The organism is Micromonospora tarapacensis (genome assembly GCF_019697375.1).
Classification (GTDB): Bacteria; Actinomycetota; Actinomycetes; order Mycobacteriales; family Micromonosporaceae; genus Micromonospora; species Micromonospora tarapacensis.
In genome coordinates this window covers 1,867,371-1,883,348 of record NZ_JAHCDI010000004.1, presented here as the reverse complement: position 1 = coordinate 1,883,348, position 15,978 = coordinate 1,867,371, and the positions used below count along the sequence as shown (strand labels likewise).

General features: G+C 72.0%; 10 protein-coding genes and 2 pseudogenes. 8 read left to right on the top strand and 4 right to left on the bottom strand.

Translation table 11 applies throughout. The features are described from left to right. Nucleotides 1–69 precede the first annotated feature (69 nt). The 5 genes and pseudogenes from KIF24_RS14475 to KIF24_RS14455 all read left to right on the top strand — a co-directional run bounded on the left by KIF24_RS14475 (nucleotide 70) and on the right by KIF24_RS14455 (nucleotide 6,488). A complete protein-coding gene (locus tag KIF24_RS14475) occupies nucleotides 70–1,101 on the top strand; it encodes an ABC transporter substrate-binding protein (RefSeq protein ID WP_221084477.1) in 1,032 nt (343 codons plus the stop codon). 142 nt (nucleotides 1,102–1,243) lie between these two features. Beyond that, on the top strand, nucleotides 1,244–2,794 hold the full coding sequence (locus KIF24_RS14470) for a pyridoxal phosphate-dependent decarboxylase family protein (protein ID WP_230415603.1): 1,551 nt from the start codon (nucleotides 1,244–1,246) through the stop codon (nucleotides 2,792–2,794). 35 nt (nucleotides 2,795–2,829) lie between these two features. Beyond that, nucleotides 2,830–4,110: a lysine N(6)-hydroxylase/L-ornithine N(5)-oxygenase family protein gene (locus KIF24_RS14465; protein ID WP_221084476.1), complete on the top strand. Its 1,281-nt coding sequence runs from the start codon at nucleotides 2,830–2,832 to the stop codon at nucleotides 4,108–4,110. Next, the gene (locus KIF24_RS14460) at nucleotides 4,107–4,706 is read left to right on the top strand and encodes a GNAT family N-acetyltransferase (protein WP_221084475.1); all 600 of its coding nucleotides are present in this window, start codon (nucleotides 4,107–4,109) and stop codon (nucleotides 4,704–4,706) included. The genes KIF24_RS14465 and KIF24_RS14460 overlap by 4 nt, the downstream gene beginning before the upstream one ends. Then, nucleotides 4,693–6,488 (top strand): annotated as a pseudogene (locus tag KIF24_RS14455) (IucA/IucC family protein). Before KIF24_RS14460 ends, KIF24_RS14455 begins: the two are co-directional and overlap by 14 nt. Nucleotides 6,489–6,772: 284 nt before the next feature. Here KIF24_RS14455 and KIF24_RS14450 read toward each other — a convergent pair. Beyond that, nucleotides 6,773–7,429, bottom strand: a complete 657-nt coding sequence (locus tag KIF24_RS14450) for an aminoglycoside phosphotransferase family protein (protein WP_221084474.1) — start codon at nucleotides 7,427–7,429, stop codon at nucleotides 6,773–6,775. A gap of 33 nt (nucleotides 7,430–7,462) precedes the next feature. Continuing rightward, nucleotides 7,463–9,058 (bottom strand): arabinosylfuranosidase ArfA, encoded by a 1,596-nt coding sequence (gene arfA, locus KIF24_RS14445; RefSeq protein WP_230415601.1) that lies wholly within the window; start codon nucleotides 9,056–9,058, stop codon nucleotides 7,463–7,465. An 80-nt stretch (nucleotides 9,059–9,138) separates the two neighbouring features. Between arfA and KIF24_RS14440 the strand changes: the two genes are divergently transcribed. Continuing rightward, nucleotides 9,139–9,573: a VOC family protein gene (locus KIF24_RS14440; RefSeq protein ID WP_221084473.1), complete on the top strand. Its 435-nt coding sequence runs from the start codon at nucleotides 9,139–9,141 to the stop codon at nucleotides 9,571–9,573. A 48-nt stretch (nucleotides 9,574–9,621) separates the two neighbouring features. On the opposite strand, the gene KIF24_RS14435 is transcribed toward KIF24_RS14440, so the two are convergent. Next, nucleotides 9,622–12,204, bottom strand: coding sequence for an alpha/beta hydrolase (locus tag KIF24_RS14435; RefSeq protein ID WP_221084472.1), 2,583 nt, complete (start codon nucleotides 12,202–12,204; stop codon nucleotides 9,622–9,624). Between the two features lie 160 nt (nucleotides 12,205–12,364). Next, complete coding sequence (locus tag KIF24_RS14430) at nucleotides 12,365–13,396, bottom strand: LacI family DNA-binding transcriptional regulator (protein ID WP_221084471.1); 1,032 nt, start codon at nucleotides 13,394–13,396, stop codon at nucleotides 12,365–12,367. Between the two features lie 281 nt (nucleotides 13,397–13,677). Between KIF24_RS14430 and KIF24_RS14425 the strand changes: the two genes are divergently transcribed. Both KIF24_RS14425 and KIF24_RS14420 read left to right on the top strand, forming a co-directional pair. Further along, nucleotides 13,678–14,829 carry a Gfo/Idh/MocA family protein gene (locus KIF24_RS14425; protein ID WP_221084470.1) on the top strand — a complete coding sequence of 384 codons (1,152 nt, stop codon included), beginning with the start codon at nucleotides 13,678–13,680 and terminating at the stop codon, nucleotides 14,827–14,829. A 35-nt stretch (nucleotides 14,830–14,864) separates the two neighbouring features. Continuing rightward, nucleotides 14,865–15,967, top strand: a pseudogene (locus tag KIF24_RS14420) (dihydrodipicolinate synthase family protein); the annotation flags it as partial. Between the last annotated feature and the right edge of the window lie 11 nt (nucleotides 15,968–15,978).

Sequence of the window (15,978 nt, the reverse complement as noted above, 5' to 3'; positions counted from 1 at the left end):
GAGGTTAGGTTAGGTTAGCCTAACCGCGGCTGTCCATCGCCCCCCGACCCTTGATCGAAAGACGACACCATGCCTCATCCCGTCTCTGCCCGCCGCCTCTCCCGCCGGGGACTGCTCGCCGCCGGTGGCGCTGCCGCCGTGGCGGCCGTGCTCGCCGGCTGCGGCCGGGACGACGCCACCACGCCCGCCTCAAACAACGCCTCCGGACCGTGGTCGTTCACCGACGACCGCCCCGAGACGGTCACCGCCGAGGCGCGGCCCGAGCGGGTGGTGGCCTTCACCGGTGCCGCCGCCGCGCTGGTCGATTTCGGACTGAGCAGCGAGGTGGTCGGCGTCTTCGGCGAGACGAAGAAGGCGGACGGCACCGCCGAGCCGCAGGCCGGCGACCTGGACCTGGAGAGCGTGGAGATTCTCGGCAACGTCTGGGGCGAGTTCAGCGTCGAGAAGTACGCCGCGCTGCGCCCGGAGTTGCTGGTCACCCACATGTACGACCCGGGTGCCTACTGGTACGTGCCGGACGAGAGCAAGGACAAGATCCTGCCGCTCGCCCCCGTGGTGACCGTCACCACCGCCCGGGTGCCGATGACCAAGCCGATCGAGCGGTACGCGCAGCTCGCCGAGTCCCTCGGCGCGGACCTGTCGGCGGCCAAGGTCACCGACGCGAAGGCGCGGTTCGAGGCCGCCGCCGAGGCGGTACGCCAGGCGGTCAAGGCCAACCCGGGCATCCGGGTGATGGCCGCCTCCGGCAGCCCCGACCTGTTCTACGTCTCCAACCCCGAGGTCAGCACCGACCTGATGTACTTCGCCGAGCTCGGCGTCGACATCGTGGTGCCGACCAAGCTTGAGGCCGGCGACTATTTCGAGGCTCTCAGCTGGGAGAACGCCGGCAAGTTCCCGGCCGACCTGATCCTGCTCGACAACCGCGGCACCGCCCTGCAACCCACCGACCTGGCCGCCAAGCCCACCTGGAAGCAACTGCCCGCCGTGCAGGCCGGGCAGGTCACGCCGTGGGACGCGGTGCCCCGATTCTCGTACGCCGGCTCGGCTCCGCTGCTGGAGAACCTCGCCAAGGCGATCCAGGGCGCGAAGAAGCTCACCTGACGCCCTCGGGCGGCCGGCGCGGTGACCAACCCACCGGCCGCCCTCCGACACCCTCCTGGACCCCAACGCCCGCCGCCCACCAGTCGTGCGGCGGGTTCCGGCTGCCCGAATACCGAACCGCCGAGCGTGGAGGAGCACATCCATGACCCTGCCGGTGCACACCGCCGAGGCAACGCCGACCCGCCCGACGCCCGAGCCCACACCCGCCCGGGGCCACCTGCTCAGCGACGGCACAGTCACGCAGTACCGCCGGGCGGTCGCCGCCGGCACCGACCGGGTCGCCCGGCGGATGACCGAGGTGACCGGACCGTTCACCGGCGTACGCCCGGACGAACTGGCCCCGCTGGTGGAGGCGATCGACCTGGACCGGCCGTTGGGGGACACCACCGCCGCGCTGGACGAACTGGACGAGGTCTACCTGCGCGACGCGGTCTGGTTCCACCACCCGCGCTACCTGGCCCACCTCAACTGCCCGGTGGTGATCCCGGCGCTGCTGGGTGAGGCGGTGCTCAGCGCGGTCAACTCCTCGATGGACACCTGGGACCAGAGCGCCGGCGGCACCCTCATCGAGCGGCGGTTGATCGAGTGGACGGCCGACCGGATCGGCCTCGGCCCGGCCGCCGACGGGGTATTCACCAGCGGCGGCACCCAATCCAACCTGCACGGCCTGCTGCTGGCCCGGGAGGAGGCCCTGGCCGGGGCGACCCCGACCGACCGGCGGATCCTGCTGCCCCAGCTGCGGATCATCGCCTCGGCGGCCGGCCACTTCAGCGTGCAGAAGGCCGCCAAGCTGCTCGGCCTGGCACCGGACGCGGTCGTGGTGGTGGAGACCGGCCCGGACCGCCGGATGCGGCCCGGCGCCGTCCGGCACGAGATCGCCCGCTGCCGGCGCGCCGGGCTGACCGTGATGGCCGTGGTGGCCACCGCCGGCACCACCGACTTCGGCACCATCGACCCGCTCGACGAGATCGCCGAGGTGTGCGCCACCGCCGGGGTGTGGCTGCACGTGGACGCCGCGTACGGCTGCGGGCTGCTGGTCTCGCCGACCCGCCGGCACCTGCTCGACGGCATCGAGCGGGCCGACTCGGTGACCGTCGACTACCACAAGTCCTTCTTCCAGCCGGTCAGCTCCAGTGCGCTGGTGGTCCGGGACCGGCGGACGTTGCGGCACGCCACCTGGCACGCCGACTACCTCAACCCGGCCCGGATGGTCGCCCAGCGCATTCCCAACCAGGTCGACAAGAGCCTGCAGACCACCCGCCGCTTCGACGCCCTCAAGCTCTGGCTGACCCTGCGGGTGATGGGTCCGGACGCCGTCGGGGAACTCTTCGACGAGGTCTGCGACCGGGCCGTGCAGGCGTGGGAACTGGTCGCCGCCGACCCCCGGTTCGAGGTGCTCACCCGGTCCCAGCTGAGCACGGTGGTCTTCCGGTGGCGGCCCACCGGGCCCGGCCGGGAGTTGGCCGACGCGGCCAACCTGAGGGCCCGGGAGGCGCTGGCCGCCTCCGGCCTCGCCGTGGTCGCCGGCACCAAGGTCGACGGCCGGCAGTACCTCAAGTTCACCGTGCTCAACCCGGCCACCACCGCCGACGACGTCGCCTACGTCCTCGACCTGATCGCCGAGCACGCCGGCCGGTACGTGCACCAGCACGCCGGCTCGCCCACCGCCGACCTGACCTGCCCGGTCGGCTGAGCATGCCAGCGGAGAACCCGAGCCTGGAGGGCCGGATGGAAAGCTACGACTTCATCGGCATCGGCCTCGGCCCGTACAACCTCGGCCTGGCCTGCCTGACCGCGCCGGTCGCCGACCTGGACGGGCTGTTCCTGGAGGCCCGCTCCGACGTCTCCTGGCATCCCGGCATGCTGCTGGAGTCCTCCCGGCTACAGACCCCCTTCCTGGCCGACCTGGTCACCCTGGCCGACCCCACCTCGCCGTTCTCCTTCCTCAACTACCTCAAGGAGATCGGCCGGCTCTACCCCTTCTACATCCGGGAGAGCTTCTACCCGCTGCGGGTGGAGTACGACGCCTACTGCCGCTGGGCCGCCGCGAAGCTGCCCAAGCTGCGCTTCGGCCACCAGGTCACCGCCGTCGAGTACGACCCGGCGGACGAGCGGTACGTGGTGACCGCCACCGTCGACGGCGCCACCGTGACCCATCGGGCCCGGCACCTGGTGCTCGGCACCGGCACCCCGCCGTACCTTCCCGACGCCTGCGCCGGCCTGCCCTCCGACGCGGTGCACAACTCGCGTTACCTGGAGCACCGGGACGCGCTGAAGGCCAAGCGGAGCATCACCATCGTCGGCAGCGGGCAGAGCGCCGCCGAGATCTACCACGACCTGCTCGCCGACATCGACGCCCATGGCTACCAGCTCAACTGGGTGACCCGCTCGCCGCGCTTCTTCCCACTGGAGTACACCAAGCTGACCCTGGAGATGACCTCACCGGACTACGTGGACTACTTCCACGCCCTGCCCGAGCCCACCCGCTACCGCCTGGAGGCCGAGCAGAAGGGGCTGTTCAAGGGAATCTCCGCGGACCTGGTCAACGACATCTTCGACCTGCTGTACGCGCGCAGCGTCGGCGGCCCGGTGAACACCCGCCTGCTGACCAACACCGAACTGACCAGCGCCGGGTACGACGAGGCCACCGGCGTGCACACGCTCGGGCTGCGCCACGTCGAGCAGGAACGGGACCTCACCCTGGAGACCGAGGGGCTGGTGCTGGCGACCGGCTACCGCTACCAGGTGCCGGCGTTCCTGGAGCCGATCCGGGACCGGCTGCGTTTCGACGGCCAGGGCCGGCTCGACGTGGCCCGCAACTACAGCGTCGACGTGACCGGTCGCGGCGTGTTCCTGCAGAACGGCGGCACCCACACGCACAGCATCACCTCGCCGGACCTCGGCATGGGCCCGTACCGCAACAGCTGGATCATCCGCGAGTTGCTCGGCCGGGAGCCGTACCCGATCGAGAAGTCGATCACCTTCCAGGAGTTCGGGGTGACGATGTGACCGCGCTCGTCCACACCCGACACGACCGGCGGCTCGGCGAGTTCGCCCTGCGTACGCTGGATGTGGCGGCCGACGCCCCGCTGCTGCACCGCTGGGTGACCCACCCCGGGGCGGCGTTCTGGCTGATGCAGGACGCCGACCTGGAACGGGTCACCGCCGAGTACCAGGCCATCGCCGCCCACCCGCACCACGACGCGTACCTCGGGCTGTGGCGGGGTGAGCCGGCGTTCCTCGCCGAACGGTACGACCCGGCCCGGGTCGAGCTGGTCGGGCTGCACGACGCGCAGCCCGGCGACGTGGGCATGCACTTCCTCTGCGCGCCCGCCGAGACCCCGGTGCACGGCTTCACCCGGGCCGTCATCACCACCGTGATGGCCTGGCTCTTCGCCGACCCCGCCACCCGCCGGGTCGTGGTCGAGCCGGACGTACGCAACACCGCCGTGCACGCGCTCAACGCGGCGGTCGGTTTCGAGGTGGTCGGCCCGATCGCCAAGCCGGAGAAGACGGCCCTGCTGAGCATCTGCACCCGGCAGCGGTTCCGGGCCGCGGTCTCGGGTGCCACCGAAGCGAAGGAGCATCACCTTGACCACGCCTGACCTGGTCGCCCACCTGCGACCGGAGACCTGGGAGCGGGCCAACCGGCTGCTGGTGCGCAAGGCTCTCGCGGAGTTCACCCACGAGCGGCTGCTCACCCCGAGCCGGACGGCCCGGCCGCCGGCGGCCGGCGGTGGTACGCGGTGACCGCCGACTCCGGCGCGGTGCGGTACCGGTTCAGCGCCCGGGTGCTGACCCTGGAGCACTGGGACATCGACCCGGACAGCATCACCCGGATCCGGGGCGACGAGACGCTCCCGCCGGACGCGGTCGACCTCTGCCTCGACCTGCGCGGCGCGCTCGGCCTCAGCGACCGGATCCTGCCGGTCTACCTGGAGGAGATCAGCTCCACCCTGGCCGGCATCGCGTACAAGCTGGACCGGGCGCTGCCGAGCGCGGCGAAACTGGTCGAGGCCGACTTCCAGACCGTCGAGACGTCGATGACCGAGGGACACCCCTGTTTCGTGGCCAACAACGGCCGGCTCGGCTTCGGCGTCGACGAGTACCACCGCTACGCCCCGGAGGCCGCCCGCCCGGTCCGGCTGATCTGGCTGGCCGCCCACCGGGACCACGCCACCTTCACCAGCTCCGCCGACCTGGACCACGACACGCTGCTGCGCGCGGAGTTGGGCGAGGCCGCCCTTGCCGGGTTCGCCGAGACCCTGGCCGGTCTCGGCCTCGACCTGGCCGACTACCACCTCATCCCGGTGCACCCCTGGCAGTGGTGGAACAAGCTGTCGGTCACGTTCGCCGGTGAGGTGGCCCGACAGCGACTGGTCCACCTCGGTGAGGGGCCCGACGAGTACCTCGCCCAGCAGTCCATCCGCACCTTCTTCAACGTCAGCCATCCGGAGCGGCACTACGTCAAGACCGCGCTGTCGGTGCTGAACATGGGCTTCATGCGCGGGCTGTCGGCCGCGTACATGGAGGCCACCCCGGCGATCAACGACTGGCTGGCCGACCTGATCGCCGGCGACGCGGTGTTCCGGGCCACCGGCCTGACGATCATCCGGGAGCGGGCCGCCGTCGGCTACCGGCACCGGCAGTACGAGGCCGCCACCGACCGCTACTCGCCGTACCGCAAGATGCTGGCCGCGCTGTGGCGGGAGAGCCCGGTGCCCGGCCTGGCCCCCGGGCAGCGGCTGGCCACCATGGCGTCGCTGCTGCACGTCGACGCCGAGGGCCGGTCGTTCGCCGCCGAGCTGATCGCCGCCTCCGGCCTGGCCCCGACCCAGTGGCTGCGCCGCTACCTGACCGCCTACCTGACCCCGCTGCTGCACGCCTTCTACGCCTACGACCTGGCCTTCATGCCGCACGGCGAGAACGTCATCATGGTGCTGCGCGACGGCGCGGTCGATCGGGTGATCTTCAAGGACATCGCCGAGGAGATCGTGGTGATGGGCACCGACGTGGCGCTCCCGCCCGCGGTCGAGCGGATCCGGGCCGACATCCCGGAGGACATGAAGCTACTGTCGATCTTCACCGACGTGTTCGACTGCTTCTTCCGCTTCCTCGGCGCGGTGCTGGACGATCAGGGCGTCGTGGACGAGGAGACCTTCTGGCGGACGGTCGCCGACTGCGCCACCGAGTACGCCGACCGGGTGCCGCACCTGGCCGACCGGCTCGCCCGCTACGACCTGTTCGCCCCGGAGTTCGCGCTCTCTTGCCTCAACCGGCTGCAACTGCGCGACAACCAGCAGATGGTCGACCTCGCCGACCCGTCCGCCGCCCTGCAACTGGTCGGTGCCCTGACCAACCCGCTGGCCCGCTTCGCGCCGTCCTGACTCTCGACTGGGTTGTCGCGAGCGAGGCACCGCATCACGACCCGGGTCGACCGACGTTCCGATCGAGCTAGGCTGGGGAAATGGCATCCATCGTGCAGCGAATCATGTCCTTTCTCAACAGCCCCAAGGGCCGCCAGGTTGTTGATCGGGGACGGCGCGAGTTGGCGAAGCCCGGTAACCAGGAGAAGCTCCGGCGGCTCATCGCAAAGGGAAAGGGGAGCGGCCGCCGACCCTGAACGGGCAGCGCGCTGTTCCCCGCGCCCGGCGACTGGCCGGTGCGGTGCTCACTGCGCGGCCAGCCGCCCGAGATCCGTGAACGCGGGGCGCATCGCCGCCCGGCCGAAGTCGATGACGCCGACCACGCCGTCGTGGACGAGCCAGTTCCGGGGCTGCCAGTCCCCGTGGGTGGGTACGACGGACGCCGGCGGGGTCGGCCAGCCGGTGATCTCGGCCCGTAGCCGCCGCACGGTGTGCGCGGCGATCCGGTGCGGGCGGCCCAGCCACGCCAGGGACTTCTCGTTCTCGCGTCGCTCGTGGTCGTCGTCGATGACGACGTCCTGGGCGTGCAACAGCGCCAGCAGCTCACCGGCCTGCCGGTAGACGCGGGGATCATCGGCGTGCTCGGTGCCGAGCACCAGCTCACCAGGCAGGTAACGGGTGACGAGGAGCTTGGCGTCCGCGTCGCCGCGCAGCAGAGCCGGCGCGCGCCCCCGTTCGGTCCGAGGACGCAGCCAGGCGGCATGGGCGTCCAGTTCGCGCCGGATGCCGTGGTCCTCCTCGCCGCCGGCCTTGACGATGAACCGCGAACCGGCGCAGGTCACCTCCAGCACGGTGGTGGCCACCAACCCCCAGCTGTGGTCCGCCTCGACGGTCGCGCCTGGCAGCCACCGCTCCAGCAGCTCCCGCTGCTGCGCAGTGAGTTGCCCCGGCGCAGACGTCACGGCAGGCAGGATACGAGCCGGCCGCCGGAACGGTCAGACCTCGTCGGAACCGGTGCGGGCGACCGTCAGCGCCGTCCACGACACGGGCGGTAGCTCGACGGTCAGCAGGCCGTCGGAGAGCCGTGCGGTGTCGTTGGTGCGCAACCCCACCCGCTGCGTGTCGCGCAGGTCGTTGGCGGCACGTACGTCGGTGTCCCAGATTCCCCGGGCCGAGACCGCACCGGTGGGCTGGAATGCGCGCAGGTCGATCGTCACCGTCGTCGCCTCGGTGAGATGCCGATTCTGGAGGAAGACCGCCAGCGTGGGCCCCTCGCTGGTCGCGGCGGCGGCCACCACCGGTACCGCGCCGAAGGTCGCGGTGGTCGTCTCGTCGGCGTCGACCAGAACCCGCAGCGCGTCGCCCCGGGCGGCCCGCGAGGTGACCGAGAACGGGAAGAAGGTCGTCTGCCGCCAGGCCGGGCCGCCGGGCTCGGTCATGATCGGCGCGATGACGTTGACGAGCTGCGCGAGGTTCGCCGAGGTGACCCGGTCGGCGTGGTTGAGCAGGGAGATCAGCAGACCGCCGAGGACGACGGCGTCGGCGACGGTGTACCGGTCCTCAAGCAGGCGGGGCGCCACCGGCCACTCGTCGATGGTGAAGGTGCGGGCCTGCTCCTGCCACCGGCTCATGTACCAGATGTTCCACTCGTCGAAGGCGAGATCCACCCGCTTGGACGACCGCTTGACCGTGCGTACGTGGTCGACGGTCGCCACCACCGACTCGATGTAGCTGTCCATGTCGACCCCGGAGGCCAGGAAGCTGCCCAGGTCACCGTCGTGCTCCTGGTAGTACGCATGGCAGGAAATGTAGTCGACGTCGTCGTACGCGTGGGCCAGCACGACGCGTTCCCACTCACCGAAGGTCGGCATGCCCCGGCCGGACGATCCGCAGGCGACCAGCTCCAGATCGCGGTCCACCTGCCGCATCGCCTTCGCCGTCATCGCCGCGAGCTTGCCGTAGTCCTCGGCGTCGCGGTGGCCGAGCTGCCAGGGACCGTCCATCTCGTTGCCGAGGCACCACATGGCGATTCCGAACGGTTCCTCCCGGCCGTTGGCGGCCCGCTGCGCGGCCCGCGCGGTCCCGCCCGGGACGTTTGTGTACTCCAGCAGCTCGGCGGCGTCCTTCGGGCCTCGGGTGCCGAGGTTGACGGCCAGCATCAACTCGCTGCCGACCAGGTCGAGCCAGTGCTGGAACTCGTGCAGGCCGACCTGGTTGGTCTCGGTGGAGTGCCAGGCGAGATCGAGTCGGCGCGGACGCTCGGCCACCGGCCCGACGCCGTCCTCCCAGTTGTAGCCGGAGACGAAGTTGCCACCCGGGTACCGGACCGTGCTGATCCCGAGCTCCTTGACCAGATCGATCACGTCGCGGCGGAACCCGTCCGGTCCGGCGCTCGGATGCCCGGGCTCGTGGATGCCGTCGTAGATGTGGCGACCGAGGTGTTCGACGAAACCACCGAAGAGCCGTCGACGGACCGGTCCGATGGTGAATGCCGGGTTGATGGTGAGGTGCGCGTGGGCCACGAGGATGCCTCCGGCTGGTTGTTCGGTCGGCCATAGGTCCAGCAGGTCAACTGGCCCGGCGTGATCCATGCCCGCCAGCCCGGTGGCGGAGCAGGCTTGATTCGATCACACCCCGCCTGGCTGATCGACCCCGCAGCTATGGTGTACCGATGGCACCGGTCAAGCAGGTCCAGGTCACGTTCGACTGCGCGCAGCCCGAGCGCGTCGCCCGTTTCTGGTGCGAGGTGCTGGGGTACGTCGTGCCGCCGCCACCGGAGGGGTTTGCCACCTGGGGCGACTTCGATCGCGCGTTGCCGTCCGAGCAGCAGGGGTCCGCCTTCGCGTGCGTTGATCCCTCAGGCGTAGGCCCGCGCCTGTTCTTCCAGCGGGTTCCCGAGAGCAAGGTCGTGAAGAATCGACTGCATCTCGACGTGCGGGTCGGCACCGGCCTGGTGGGTGAGGAGCGCCTTGCCGCACTTGAGGCCGAGTGCGCCCGGCTGGTCGCGCTCGGCGCGGTACGCGTGCGGCTGCTGCGTGCCGACGGGGTCAACGAGTCGTGCCTCGTCATGCAGGACGTCGAGGGCAACGAGTTCTGTCTCGACTGAGGGCGCAGGTTCGGGGCCGCGCCGCCGGCGCGGCCCCGAACCTGCCGGTCAGCCGTTGCTGACCACGCCGGTCAGCACGTCGGGCAGCACCGGTCCGTCCGATGTATCGGAGAAGTGCAGCTCGACCGACTCGTCCGGCTCGGCGACCGAGTCGGTGATCGTCGGTATGGTCATCTCGCCGCTGGTCACGTCCGGCGGGATGGACAGGTACACGGCCAGCCAGGTCTGCGACAGCGGCCGTGACGGTTCCACCGGCTCCCATGCCTGGTAGGTGAACCATTCCGGGTCGACATCGGTGCTGGACAGTTCCGCCCCGGTCGCCGGGGCCTGCGGCAGGGCGTACCCGAAGATGCCCGCCTCGGTCGGCGTGGTCGTGGTGAAGCGCCAGGTCAGTGTCTCGCCCTCGGCGACCCGTAGGCCGGTGGACTCGACGGAGACGCCCGGGTCCGGGTCGTCGTTGAGGACCGCGAGTCCACCGCTGTAGCTGCCGATCATGAAGCCCCGCTCCGCCTTCGCGGCCAACGTGTGCCCCTCGGTGTAGTTCCACAGTCCGTCGCCGACGACCTCGACCGGCACCCGGATGCTGCGCTGACCGGGCCGGACGGTGGCCAGCCAGGAGCGGCTGGTGAACGTGGCGTCGTCGGAATAGAACAGCCGCACCGCGCCGCCACCGCGTCCGGTGACGGTCACCGGGACGTCGTACGTCGTGGTGCCGGAGTCGCCCTCCTGCACCTGTAGGGTGCCGATGTCCAGCCGCGGCAGGTGATCCGGGCCGTCATCGGGTGTGCCCGGCCGCCAGCCCCATGCGTCGAGCAGCCAGGCGCGGCCACCCGCCGTGCGCGGGGTGAGTTCGATGGCGGCGACCCGCGCGGGTGCGCCCTTGAGCGGCACCCGCACCTCCTGCGCCCAGTACGAGGTCGTTCTGTCGCTCCCGGGCAGGCCGTCGAGCCGGACCCCGCCCAACCGGCTGCGGCGGCCGTCCGTGCCGACGACGGCGACGTCGAACCGGGATCCGGTCGTGTTGGGTGGGACGATGACGCGCAGCGTCAGGTCGCGGGCACCGGCGACGGTGACGGGCCGGGCCGGGGCCAGCCGGATCGGGCTGCCGGCGGTGGACCAACTCAGCGCCGCCGCGTACCGGCCGGGTTCGGGCACGGTCCAGCGGAACGGCACGAAGTGCGCCATCAGGGCGTCGCGCTCCGCCGGGTCCAGGCAGGACCGTTGTGCGTCGTCGGTGACCTGGTCACAGATCCGCGCCCCGCCGGACACTCGCGTCGACGCGTCGACGGTGATCAGCGGCGTACGGTTGCCGCCGAGCGCGTGGCTGAGCACCCGGGCCGGGCCGGCCGAGGGTGCCCGCCGGCCGCTGCCGTCGAGCAGCGGTCGGATCCGGTCGTCGCCGCCGACGAAGAGCCGCGCGGCGGCGGCGATGTAGGTCGCGCCGGCGGTCTGCTGCTGGGTCGCGGTGAGCCGGGTCGCCGTGCCGGGTGAACACACCGGGTCCGGCTCGTCACCGGGGATGAAGTCGTCGATGGACGGTGCCACCGACTGGCCGGGCGTCCACTCGGAGTTGAAGAAGTTGTGGTTGGCCCCGACCACGTACAGCGCGCTGTGCAGCGCCCGGCTGCCGCTGATGCCCCGGGTCTCGTCCACGAACATCTGGCCCTGCAGGTCCAGCACGTCACCGTCGCAGCCGGGCAGGATGGTCACCGACGGTACGTCCGGCACCGGGTTCTGGCCGAAGATGGTGGGGCCGATCAGCAGCATGCCGCGCACCGTCCAGCGGACCCTGCCGTGATACCCGTCCACCGCGGCCGGCGGTGCGGTGAGCGAGTCCATGGCGGCCCGGCTGACGCCCTCACCACCGCGGGAGTGACCCACCAGCAGCACCCGGGACAGGTCGGCGCGGGGCGCGGCACGGACGATCGCCGGCGCACCGGCGCGGCCGGCGGCAGCCCAACCGGCCCACTTCGCCAGGTGCCGCCGAACGAGTGAGGAGCGCGCCTGCGCGCCGCCGTCCTCGGGCTCCCAGTCCTGGCCGTTGATCCCGTTCGCCGAGATGGACACGGTCACGTACCCCTGCGAGGCGAGCAACTGCTGGGCGTGCAGGTAGCCACGGTGGCTCGGGATCGGGTCGGTGCCGGCCGGGCACGGCCACTGCTGGGGCACCGCCTCGTCTGCGCGGTAGCAGAGGGCGTGGCGGCCGTGCAGGAACAGGGCGAGCGGCCGGCTGCCGGAGGCACCCTGCGGCGCGACCACGACCGCCCGCATCTCGACGCGCTCCGGGAAGTCGGGCAGCTTGACGGCGGGTAGGTCGTACTCGCCGGTGATGTGCCGGTAGGGGCCGGCGATGCCGGGGTCGACGGCGCCGGCCAACGGTGTGGCCGGCACCGCGGGCACCGGCGCCGGTCGGCGGGCGCCGCGCGGTGGCACCTGGTCGAGTCGTCTGCCGCCGGCGCGCACCGTCAGGTCGCCGAGCCGGGCAGGGCCGGCCAGGTCGAGGCTGAAGGTCCGACCGTCCGGGTGCGGGCGGGCGCGACCGAGTCGCTTGTCGCCGGACCAGAACTCGACGGCGGCGTCACCCATCGGCACTCGCTGGCCGGAGCGCCAGGTCAGCTCGCCGTCGGTCACCGACCAGCCGGCCGCCGCCGGCGGGGAGGAGAACTCCCGGCCGGATCGGCGGTCGCCTGCCCGGTTGCCCCCGTCACCAGTGCCACGGCGAGCGCGGCCGACATCAGGAATCTACGCATGGGGAACTGTCTATCCCAGGCGGGCAACCTCGTGCGGCGGGTCAGTCAAGAAGGGCCCCTCCCTTTGCCGGGCCGGAACTGTCGCGGCGGACGAGTTCGGCGGCGAGCGATTCGACCCGGGGGCCGGTGCCACCGGCGTCCAGCGCGAGCGCCATCGCCCGGACGCCCATCTCGACCAGGGGCAGCCGGACGGTGGTCAGCGTCGGGGTGACGTCGCGGGCCGTCGGCATGTCGTCGAAGCCGAAGACGCTGACCTGCTCCGGCACCGACACCCCGCGGGAACGCAGCAGGGACAGCGCGCCGATGGCCATCGAGTCGTTGAGGGCCGCGATGGCGGTCAGCCCGGGCTCGGCATCGAGCAGCGCGGCGGTGGCGGCGGCGCCGCTGTCCCGGTCGAAGTCGGCGTACCGGATGTGCTCCGCGGGCAGGTGCCGCCCGTGCTCGACGAGCGCCTCGCGCAGCCCGGTCAACCGGTCGGTGGTGGTGGTCAGCACCCGTGGGCCGGCCACCACCCCGATCCGATCGTGACCCAGGCGGCACAGCTCCTGGCCGAGCAGCCAGCCGCCCCTGTGGTTGTCCGGCATCACCGCGTCGCCGGAGTGCTCGTGGCGGCCGATCACCGCGACCCGTCCACCGGTGGCCTCGTACGCCGCCAGCTTCCCGTTGAGCAGCCGGACGAACTCGGCGTTGTGATAGCCGGAGCCGGCCAGGATGATCGCGGCCACCTGGTGCCCCCGCAGCAGCTCGACGTACTCCAGTTCGCGGTCCGGGTCACGGTAGCTGTTGCAGATCATCAGCAGCCGGCCCTGGTCGGTGGCGACCCGCTGCAAACCCCGGGTGATCTCGGAGAAGTACGGGTCGGACACGTCGTGCACGACGACGCCGACGGGGCCGCGGTGCGAGCGGGCCAGCAGTTGGGCGTGGGCGTTGGGTACGTACTGCAACTCGGCGACGGCCTGGAGCACCCGCTCGCGCAGTTCGTCGGTGACCGGCTTGCTGCTGCCATTGATCACCCGGGAGGCCGTGGCGGGTGAGACACCGGCTCGCCGGGCCACATCGGACAGAGTCGCCACGTACCGCCCCCTCACGCCCACGCGTGCCGCACGCGTGGCGGCCAGCGTCACCGTACCGCAGTGTGGGCAACCTTCCCGATCCCTGGTTCGAGCAGGTCACGGCCTATCGTTTCGACACGGGGCAGGTGACCTGCCCCGTTGTCGGGTGGCGGTGGCGCCCGGCGGCCGGCGTCGGTGGTGGTGGAGACGACGCCCGGGAAAGCCCTTGCCGCGGTCGGTGGAGGGCGCCTAGTCTGGCGGGGAAAGCGCTTACCTGACTCCCCGTTCGGCGGAAGGACCCCATGACCCGCAGGCCGATCGGCATCATCCTGAACGGCGTCACCGGCCGGATGGGCTACCGGCAACATCTGGTGCGCTCCCTGCTGGCCATCCGCTCCGCCGGTGGCGTGCCGCTGGCCGACGGCACCACCGCCTGGCCCCATCTCGTCCTGGTCGGTCGCAGCGAGGCCAAGCTGCGCGCGATCGCCGAGCGGCACGGCCTCGACGACTGGACCACCGACCTGGGCGCCGCACTGGCCCGCGACGACCTCCAGGTCTACTTCGACGCCCAGGTCACCCAGCAGCGGGAGAAGGCCATCCAGCAGGCCGTCGAGGCCGGCAAGCACATCTACACCGAGAAGCCCCTCGCCGAGGACACCGCCGCCGCCCTGGAGTTGGCCCGCGCGGCCCGTGCCGCCGGGGTACGCACCGGCGTGGTGCAGGACAAACTGTTCCTGCCGGGCCTGCGCAAGCTCAAGCGGCTGCTCGACGGCGGCTTCTTCGGCCAGGTGCTGTCGGTACGCGGCGAGTTCGGCTACTGGGTCTTCGAGGGCGACTGGCAGCCGGCGCAGCGTCCGTCGTGGAACTACCGGGCCAGCGACGGCGGCGGCATCGTGGTGGACATGTTCCCGCACTGGCACTACGTGCTGGCGGAACTGTTCGGCGAGGTACGCGCGGTCACCGCCACCGTCGCCACCCACATACCGAGCCGGGTCGACGAGGCCGGCCGGACCTACCCGGCCACCGCCGACGACGCCGCCTACGCCGTCTTCGAGCTGGCCGGCGGCGTGATCGCCCAGCTCAACTCGTCCTGGTGCGTGCGGGTGCACCGCGACGAACTGGTCGAGTTCCAGGTCGACGGCACCGAGGGCAGCGCGGTGGCCGGGCTGCGCCGCTGCCGCGTGCAGCACCGCGCGGTCACCCCGAAACCGGTGTGGAATCCGGACCTGCCGGCGACCGAGGACTTCCGGGCACAGTGGGCGGAGATGCCGGACAACGAGGACTTCGACAACGGCTTCAAGGTGCAGTGGGAGGCGTTCCTGCGACACGTCGCCACCGGCGAGCCGTTCCGGTGGGACTTCCTCGCCGGGGCGCGGGGCGTGCAGCTGGCCGAGTTGGGCCTGCTCTCGGCCCGCGAGGGCCGCCGCGTCGAGGTGCCGGAGCTGACGCTGTGACCCGGGCCGAGGTGGCCCTGCCCGGTGGCGGACGACTGCGCCTGGCCGGCGGGGCCGGCCACCCCGCCCGGACGGGCCGCCGCGCAGCCGCGTCGCGTACGCCGCCGCGCACGTGGTGGCCGATCCCGCCGCCGACAACACCCCGGGAACTCCGGCCGTGCTCGACTGGGATCGCACCATGGCCTTCCGCCGGCACCTCTGGTCGTACGGGCTGGGGGTGGCCGAGGCGATGGACACCGCGCAGCGCGGCATGGGCCTGGACTACCCGAGCACCCGGGAACTGATCCGGCGCAGCGCGGCGGAGGCCCGGGCGACCGGCGGGCGGATCGTCGCCGGGGTCGTCACCGACCAGCTGCCGGCCGGCCCGGCCACCCTCGCCGAGGTCACCGCCGCCTACCGCGAGCAGCTCGACGACGTGCAGGCCGCCGGGGCGGTGCCGGTGCTGATGTGCAGCCGCCAGCTGGCCGCCGCCGCCCGCGGTCCGCAGGACTACCTGCGGGTGTACGACGAGCTCCTGCACGCCGCCGGCGGGCCGGTGGTGCTGCACTGGCTCGGGCCGATGTTCGACCCGGCGCTGTCCGGCTACTGGGGCTCCGCCGACCTGGACCTCGCCGCCGACACCGTCGTCGAGCTGCTCAAGACCCACGCCGGGCGGGTGGACGGGATCAAGGTCTCGCTGCTCGACGCCGGCCGGGAGGTGGCGCTGCGCCGTCGGCTGCCGGCCGGGGTGCGCCTCTACACCGGCGACGACTTCCACTACCCGGAGTTGATCCGGGGTGACGGGGCCGGCCACTCCGACGCGCTGCTGGGTGTCTTCGCCGCCATCGCCCCGGCCGCCTCGGCCGCGCTGGCCGCCCTCGACCGGGGTGACCTGGCCGCGTACGACGAGATCCTCGCACCGACCGTGCCGCTGGCCCGGCACCTGTTCGCCGCACCCACCTGGTGTTACAAGACCGGCATCGTCTTCCTGGCCTGGCTGGCCGGTCACCAGGAGCACTTCACCATGGTCGGTGGCCTGCAGTCCGGCCGGTCGCCGGCGCACCTGGCCACCCTGCTCACCCTCGCCGACGCCGCCGGCCTGCTGCCCGACGCCGACCTGGCCGCCGCCCGGGCCCGCGCCTTCTTCGCCGTGGCGGGGTGGCCCAGTGA

Bases quoted from the DNA above. Each gene is read 5' to 3' on its own strand.
- arfA (WP_230415601.1), bottom strand. From the start codon at position 9,058: ATGGATCACGCCGGGCCAGTTGACCTGCTGGACCTATGGCCGACCGAA.
- KIF24_RS14425 (WP_221084470.1), top strand. From the start codon at position 13,678: ATGACCCGCAGGCCGATCGGCATCATCCTGAACGGCGTCACCGGCCGG.
- KIF24_RS14465 (WP_221084476.1), top strand. From the start codon at position 2,830: ATGGAAAGCTACGACTTCATCGGCATCGGCCTCGGCCCGTACAACCTC.
- KIF24_RS14470 (WP_230415603.1), top strand. From the start codon at position 1,244: ATGACCCTGCCGGTGCACACCGCCGAGGCAACGCCGACCCGCCCGACG.
- KIF24_RS14475 (WP_221084477.1), top strand. From the start codon at position 70: ATGCCTCATCCCGTCTCTGCCCGCCGCCTCTCCCGCCGGGGACTGCTC.
- KIF24_RS14440 (WP_221084473.1), top strand. From the start codon at position 9,139: ATGGCACCGGTCAAGCAGGTCCAGGTCACGTTCGACTGCGCGCAGCCC.